The organism is Actinocorallia longicatena (assembly GCF_039534125.1).
GTDB classification, from domain to species: domain Bacteria; phylum Actinomycetota; class Actinomycetes; order Streptosporangiales; family Streptosporangiaceae; genus Actinocorallia; species Actinocorallia longicatena.
In genome coordinates this window covers 25,095-31,365 of sequence record NZ_BAAAUV010000047.1, presented here as the reverse complement: position 1 = coordinate 31,365, position 6,271 = coordinate 25,095, and the positions used below count along the sequence as shown (strand labels likewise).

Annotated in this window: 7 protein-coding genes and 1 tRNA gene; 6 read left to right on the top strand and 2 right to left on the bottom strand. The window is 72.4% G+C overall.

The window, feature by feature from the left end; all coding sequences use genetic code 11:
• From ABD785_RS39585 to ABD785_RS39575, 3 genes are all read left to right on the top strand, one after another.
• Nucleotides 1-1,099, top strand: a 1,099-nt coding sequence (locus tag ABD785_RS39585) for a phosphoribosyltransferase family protein (RefSeq protein ID WP_344839547.1), incomplete at its 5' end; no start/stop codon positions are given.
• On the top strand, nucleotides 1,100-2,191 hold the full coding sequence (locus ABD785_RS39580) for a cysteine protease StiP family protein (RefSeq protein WP_344839545.1): 1,092 nt from the start codon (nucleotides 1,100-1,102) through the stop codon (nucleotides 2,189-2,191).
• Nucleotides 2,188-3,036, top strand: a complete 849-nt coding sequence (locus ABD785_RS39575; RefSeq protein ID WP_344839542.1) for an HAD family hydrolase — start codon at nucleotides 2,188-2,190, stop codon at nucleotides 3,034-3,036. The genes ABD785_RS39580 and ABD785_RS39575 overlap by 4 nt, the downstream gene beginning before the upstream one ends.
• Before the next feature lie 29 nt (nucleotides 3,037-3,065).
• Here the strand turns inward: ABD785_RS39575 and ABD785_RS39570 are convergent, their stop codons facing one another.
• Together ABD785_RS39570 and ABD785_RS39565 are read right to left on the bottom strand one after the other, a co-directional pair.
• The gene (locus tag ABD785_RS39570) at nucleotides 3,066-3,527 is read right to left on the bottom strand and encodes a hypothetical protein (RefSeq protein WP_344839540.1); all 462 of its coding nucleotides are present in this window, start codon (nucleotides 3,525-3,527) and stop codon (nucleotides 3,066-3,068) included.
• Between the two features lie 130 nt (nucleotides 3,528-3,657).
• Nucleotides 3,658-3,733: transfer RNA gene (locus tag ABD785_RS39565), tRNA-Asn, on the bottom strand.
• Between the two features lie 124 nt (nucleotides 3,734-3,857).
• Between ABD785_RS39565 and ABD785_RS39560 the strand changes: the two genes are divergently transcribed.
• From ABD785_RS39560 to ABD785_RS39550, 3 genes are read left to right on the top strand one after another with little or no spacing between them, the layout of a single operon-like run.
• The gene (locus tag ABD785_RS39560) at nucleotides 3,858-4,190 is read left to right on the top strand and encodes a YtxH domain-containing protein (RefSeq protein WP_344839537.1); all 333 of its coding nucleotides are present in this window, start codon (nucleotides 3,858-3,860) and stop codon (nucleotides 4,188-4,190) included.
• Between the two features lie 42 nt (nucleotides 4,191-4,232).
• Nucleotides 4,233-5,552 (top strand): MGH1-like glycoside hydrolase domain-containing protein, encoded by a 1,320-nt coding sequence (locus ABD785_RS39555; protein ID WP_344839534.1) that lies wholly within the window; start codon nucleotides 4,233-4,235, stop codon nucleotides 5,550-5,552.
• A 43-nt stretch (nucleotides 5,553-5,595) separates the two neighbouring features.
• Nucleotides 5,596-6,195: a TetR/AcrR family transcriptional regulator gene (locus ABD785_RS39550; protein ID WP_344839531.1), complete on the top strand. Its 600-nt coding sequence runs from the start codon at nucleotides 5,596-5,598 to the stop codon at nucleotides 6,193-6,195.
• Nucleotides 6,196-6,271 lie beyond the last annotated feature (76 nt).

The following is a 6,271-nucleotide window of genomic DNA, read 5'->3' as shown; positions in this document are numbered from 1 at the left end:
GTGGAACCCTGCTGGGGCTGCGCCGCGCCGGGCCGGAGCCGGGGAGCCGGGAGCGGACAAGCGGCAGCGCGACGCCCTGGCCGGGCACCCGGCCGCGATCCCCGCGGTGGTGCTGGGCTACGCCGAGACCGCGACGGGTCTCGGGCACAGTGTCGCCGACGCGCTCGGTGAGGCCGTCTACCTGCACTCGACCCGCAGGCCCGTGCCGGGAGTGACCCCGTACGGCGGCTTCGAGGAGGAGCACAGCCACGCGACCAGCCATCTGCTGCTGCCCGTCCCGGCCGGGCTGCTGTCCGGCGGCGGGCCGCTCGTCCTGGTCGACGACGAGCTGTCGACCGGCCGGACGGTCCGCAACACGCTGCGGGCGCTGCACGCGGCGGACCCTCGCCCGCACTACGTGGTGGCCGCGCTGATCGACCTGCGCGGGACCGAGGACCGTGCGGCGATGGACTCCCTGGCCGCCGAGCTCGGCGCGCGGATCGACGTCGTCGCCCTGGCGAGCGGCCGGGTCGGCCTGCCGGAGGGCGTCCTGGAACGGGGCCGGGAGCTGGCCGAGCGGGTCGGCGCGGCCACGCCGCGGCCGGGAGCGCGGAACGCCGGGGGAACGGTGCGGCGGATCGACGCGGGCTGGCCCGCCGTACCCGCCGGGGGGCGGCACGGATTCACCCCCGCCCACCGTGAACGGCTGGAGAAGGCGCTGCCGGGGATGGCCGAGCGCGTCGCCGCGGAGCTGCCCGGCGGGGCCCGGCGGGTGCTCGTGCTCGGTTTCGAGGAGCTCATGTACGCGCCGCTGCGCCTCGGCGAGGCCCTCGCCGACCTGCTCGGCGATGCCGTGCGGTACTCGACGACGACGCGCTCACCGGTGCTGGCCGTCGACGATCCGGGGTACGCCATCCGGAACCGGCTGGTGTTCCCCGCGCACGACGACCCCGCCGACGGGCCGGGGGAGCGGTACGCCTACAACGTCGACCAGGGATTCGACGCGATCGTCCTCGTGGTCGACGAAGAGGGCGACACCGGAGAACTGGAGAACGGCCTGGTGCGGGAACTCACCGGCCTGGGGGACGTCGTTGTCGCGACGGTTCGGGAGGAACGGTAAATGGGCGGCGAGCCGCTGTACGGTCCGGAATTCGGAAGCTATCCGGCGCAGGACGTCGCATGGCTGCTGACCGACCTTTCCGAAGTGCGGCTGGAAGCGCCCACAGAGGAACGCGAAGAGGCCATTCAGTCGGGGGCCGCGCACTACGCGGAATCACTTCCGATCGAGTTCCAGCCGAGCGCCGAATACCAGGAACTGTTCCATGAGGTCCTCGGCGAGTCGGCCGGGCGCCTCGCCCAGGCGGTGGCCGTCATCACCGAGCGGATCCTCGAGGAGCGCGGCCCCGGCGCGGTGCTGGTGTCGCTGGCCCGCGCCGGAACCCCGGTCGGGGTGCTGGCCCGGCGCTGGGCGAAGTACGCCCACGGCCTCGACCTGCCGCACTACGCCGTCAGCATCGTGCGCGGCCGCGGCATCGACGCCGTCGCGCTCGACCACCTCGCCCGCCACCACGACCCGCGCGACGTCATGTTCGTGGACGGCTGGACCGGCAAGGGCGCCATCACCCGCGAGCTGAGGGAGGCGCTCGACGCGCACGGCGGCGGGTTCTCCGCCGAGATGGCCGTCCTGGCCGACCCGGGCCGCTGCGTGCGGATCTACGGCACCCGCGAGGACTACCTGATCGCCTCCGCCTGCCTGAACTCGACCGTGTCCGGGCTGGTCAGCCGGACGGTCCTCAACGACGAGCTGATCGGGCCGAAGGACTTCCACGGCGCGAAGTTCTACCGCGACCTGGCCCCCGCCGACGTCTCCAACCAGTTCCTCGACGCGGTCTGCGCCCGGTTCGGCGAGGCCGATCCGGGGATCCGCCCGGCCGCGGAGGAACCCGACTGGGCGGGTCTCGCGGCCGTCCGGCGGATCAGCGAGGAGTACGGGATCGGCGACGTGAACCTGGTCAAGCCCGGCGTCGGCGAGACCACCCGGGTGCTGCTGCGCCGGGTCCCGTGGCGGATCCTGGCCCGCAGGGGCGCCGAAGCAGACCTCTCCCATGTCCGGATGCTGGCGCAGGAGCGGGGGGTCCCGGTCGTCGAGGTCGACGCCGACGGCCTGCCCTACGCCTGCGTCGGCCTGATCAAACCCAGGGACTTCGCTTGATCGCGGCCTGCACCGACCTCGACCGCACCCTGATCTACTCGGCGAACGCGCTGATGCTCGCCGACCCCGATGCCGCGCTGCGCTGCGTCGAGATCTACGACCTGAAGCCGCTGTCGTACCTGACGGACCGGTCGGCGGCGCTCATCGAGCTGCTCGCGACGTCGGCGACGCTCGTCCCGACCACGACCAGGACGCCCGCGCAGTACCGCAGGATCCGGCTGCCGGGACCGCCGCCGCGGTTCGCGATCTGCGCCAACGGCGGCTACATCCTGGAGGACGGCGAGGAGGACCCCTCCTGGACGGCCCGCGTCCGCAAGGCCGTCGCGGACTGCGCCCCCGCCGTCGACGTCCACGACCACATGAGCTCCGTCAGCGGCACCCACACGCTCAACCTGAAGATCGCCGCGGAGCTGTTCCCCTACGCGGTCGTCGACCGGGCCGCCCTGCCGGAGACCTGGCTAGCCGACCTGGCGGCCTGGTGCGCCGACCGCCGCTGGACGGTCTCCCTCCAGGGCCGCAAGGTCTACTGCCTGCCCGAGCCCCTGACCAAGTCCGCCGCCGCCGCCGAGGTCGCCCGCCGCTGTGACGCCAGCCACCTCGTGGCCGCCGGCGACTCCCTCCTCGACACCGAACTCCTGCGGATCGCCGACGCCGCCGTGCGCCCCGCCCACGGCGAGCTGGAGGAACAGGCCTGGACGGCGGAGAACGTCACGATCACGGAGTCGAGGGGCGTCCGCGCGGGAGAGGAGATCGCCGCCTGGCTCCTGGCCAGAGCCCTGGCCCCCGCCTTCGTCCCCCGGACGGGCCTCTGGCGCACCCTGACCCCGGCCTCGCCCGCTTCCTAGAGCCCGGACTTCGCTAGAGCCGGACTTCGCTAGAGCCCGGTCTGCCGCCGCAACGCCTCGAGCAGCTGCTCCGCCCCGGCCCGCAGCCCCGGATCGTCCTGGTCGAGCCCCTCGTCGAACACGAGCGTCCACAACAGCTCGTCCCGGGCGGCCGACGGCTTCGACCGCGGGGCCCTGCGCCCCACGATCCGCACGCCACCCCCCGGCAACGCGAAATGCCGGCTGACGACGACGGTCGCGGTCACCCGCTCCTGCACGACCTCGGGCACCGACCCGGCGTCGTCGAGGCGCACGTGATGCTCCCCGTCATCCCCCCTGACATGCAGCCAGGAGTCACTCCACGTGGCCCCCAGCACCCGCTCCCAGGGCACCCGGACGAACCCTCCGCCCCCGTCGGGCACATGCAGCGCCACCCCCGTGGCGACGACATGAGCCCCCCCGCGCGTGGACGCGTGAGCCAGCACCCGCTCCCCACGTTCAAGAGCGAGCACGTCACGTACGTTCCGGGGCACCCGAGCCATCCCCCTAACCTACCGCCACGTGATCAACCCCAGACCCGATTCCCCCAACCCCACCCACGCCGAAGGGCCCCCATTTCCCAGGAAATGAGGGCCCTTCCAATGGCTCCCGCGATTGGACTCGAACCAATAACCTGCCGGTTAACAGCCGGCTGCTCTGCCAATTGAGCTACGCGGGATTGCGGCTGGCCCGGGGAGCGGGGCTCCCTTGCCAACGCGTCTAGATTAGCGCATCTCGTGGGTGGTTCGCGCATCGAAATCGCGGGGGTGGGTAGTCAGGGGGCAGGACTACGAGGAGTGATCATGAGAGCTGCGTTCATCATCGGCGCGGGCTTCGGGTACGTGCTCGGAGCCAAGGCGGGGCGGGAGCGGTACGAGCAGATCCGGAAGGCGGGGCGGGAGATCGCCACGCATCCGGCTGTGCGGGCCGCGGCGGCCAACGTCAGGGAACAGGCCGGGGTCATGGGCGGTAAGGCCGCTCACAAAGCGGGCGAAGTGGGCGGTAAGGCCGCCCAGAAGGCCGGTGAGGTCGCGCATGAGGCGCGGGCCAAGACCGGAGAGATGGCGGGGGCGGCCCGGGAGAAGGTGAACGGGCGACGGGGCAAGGCCGCCGACGAGCAACTAATGACCATGTAGCAGGGGCTGGTCAGAACGTTGCCATGAGGCGACTCTGGGGTGATGAGCCCTCGACTGACCGGGGACGAGTCCGCCCTGTGGCAGGCCGCCGCCCGCGTCCTTGACGCGAACTGGACGGGGGCGGCGACCGTGCCCTCGCCCGGGCTCTACCCGCACCAGTGGAGCTGGGACTCGGCCTTCGTCTGCATGGGGCTGGCCAGGCACCGCCACGAGCGGGCCGAGCAGGAGCTGGTGTCGCTGTTCCGGGGGCAGTGGGAGAGCGGGATGCTGCCCCACATCGTGTTCAACGGGGGAGTCGAGCGGCACGCCTACTTCCCCGGACCCGAGCTGTGGCGCAGCGGGGAGCAGAGCCGGGCGCCCGGTGACGCCGAGACGTCCGGGATCACCCAGCCGCCGCTGCACGCGTTCGCGGCGCTCCGGCTCTACCGGGCCGCCGCCGACCACGACCGCGGCCGGAACTTCCTGCGGGCGATCTGGCCGGGCCTGCTGGCCCAGCACGCCTATCTGGCCCGCCACCGCGACCTCGGCGGGGCCGGGCTGGCCGCGATCTGCCATCCGTGGGAGTCCGGGCTCGACAACAGCCCGGCCTGGGACCGGCCGCTGGCCGCGCTCCAGCTCCCGCCCGCCTCCTACGCGCCCGCCAGGCTGCCGCGGGCCCTCCCGACCGGGGTCGACTACGACCGGTACGTGTGGCTCGTCACGACCTTCCGCGACACCGGCTACGCCGACGGCCATCTGCGCGACGACCATCCGTTCGTGGTGGAGGACCCCCTGTTCAACGCCACCTACCTGGCGTCCACCCACGCCCTGGCCGAGCTGGCGGGGATCATCGGCGCGGACCCGGAGCCGCACCGGGAGGCGGCCCGGCGGATCCACGAGGCGCTCAACGACCGGCTCTGGGACCCCGACCACGCCTGCTTCCGCCCCCTGGACCTGCGCACGGGCAAGCAGATCCCGGTGGCGACGATCTCCTCCTTCGGGCCGCTCCTCGATCCCGACCTGCCCGCGGCGGCCGTCCGGGGGCTCGTCGACCTCTTGCTGTCGGCCCGGTTCGCGGGCGCGGCCGGCTATCCCGTGCCGACCTGCGACATCCAGGCGCCGTCGTTCGACCGCGCGGCCTACTGGCGCGGCCCCACCTGGATCAACACCAACTGGCTGCTGTGGACGGGCGCCTCGGCGCAGGGCCTCCAGGTGATCGCCGATCTGCTCTACGGCTCCACGCTGCGGCTGATCCGCCAGTCGGGCTTCCGCGAGTACTTCGACCCCTTCGACGGCACCGGCCGGGGCAGCCACGACTTCTCCTGGTCCGCGGCGCTGGTCCTCGACCTGCTGGCGGCGCGACGCTCCTCACGAGCCGCATGATCACCCCGTTTGCAGACAGTACGAATGGTCGTATTGTTTGGGCATGAAGACCGACGGACGGCTGCTGCGCGGCGAGCAGACCCGGCGGCTGATCCTCAGGCACGCGATGGACATCGCCTCCGTGGACGGCCTGGAGGGCCTGTCGATCGGCAGGCTCGCGACCGATCTGGGGATCTCCAAGAGCGGCCTGTTCGCGCATTTCGGCTCCAAGGAGGAGCTCCAGCTCGCGACCGTCGCGGCGGGCCGCGAGGTGTTCCAGGCCGAGGTCGTCGAGCCGGCCCGCGCCCTCCCGCCGGGGATCGCCCGGGTGCGCGCCCTGCTGGAGCGCTGGATGGACTACGCCGAGCGCCGCATCTTCCCCGGCGGATGCATCATCTACGCGATCTCCGCCGAGTTCGACGCCCGTCCCGGCCGCATCCGCGACGCCATAGCCGCCAACCGCGCCGACTGGCAGGCCTACCTCGAACGCTCCCTGGAACGGGCCGTCGAGCTGGGGGAGCTGCCCCCGGACTCCGACGTCCCGCAGCTCGCCTTCGAACTCGAGTCGCACGTCCTGCACGCCGTCGGCGCCTCCCTCCTCTACGACTCCGCCGAACCCTTCACCCGCGCCCGCGCCGCGGTGGCCACCCGCCTCGCCGCCTAGGACATCGAGCGGATCAGGGTGTCTCGACCGGTGAGACTGTTGGTATTGATAGTTTTGAGGGGATCATTCCGCTGAT

Excerpts from the sequence above, each read along its gene's own strand:
- ABD785_RS39580 (WP_344839545.1), top strand. The coding sequence starts at position 1,100 with ATGGGCGGCGAGCCGCTGTACGGTCCGGAATTCGGAAGCTATCCGGCG.
- ABD785_RS39560 (WP_344839537.1), top strand. The coding sequence starts at position 3,858 with ATGAGAGCTGCGTTCATCATCGGCGCGGGCTTCGGGTACGTGCTCGGA.
- ABD785_RS39555 (WP_344839534.1), top strand. The coding sequence starts at position 4,233 with ATGAGCCCTCGACTGACCGGGGACGAGTCCGCCCTGTGGCAGGCCGCC.
- ABD785_RS39550 (WP_344839531.1), top strand. The coding sequence starts at position 5,596 with ATGAAGACCGACGGACGGCTGCTGCGCGGCGAGCAGACCCGGCGGCTG.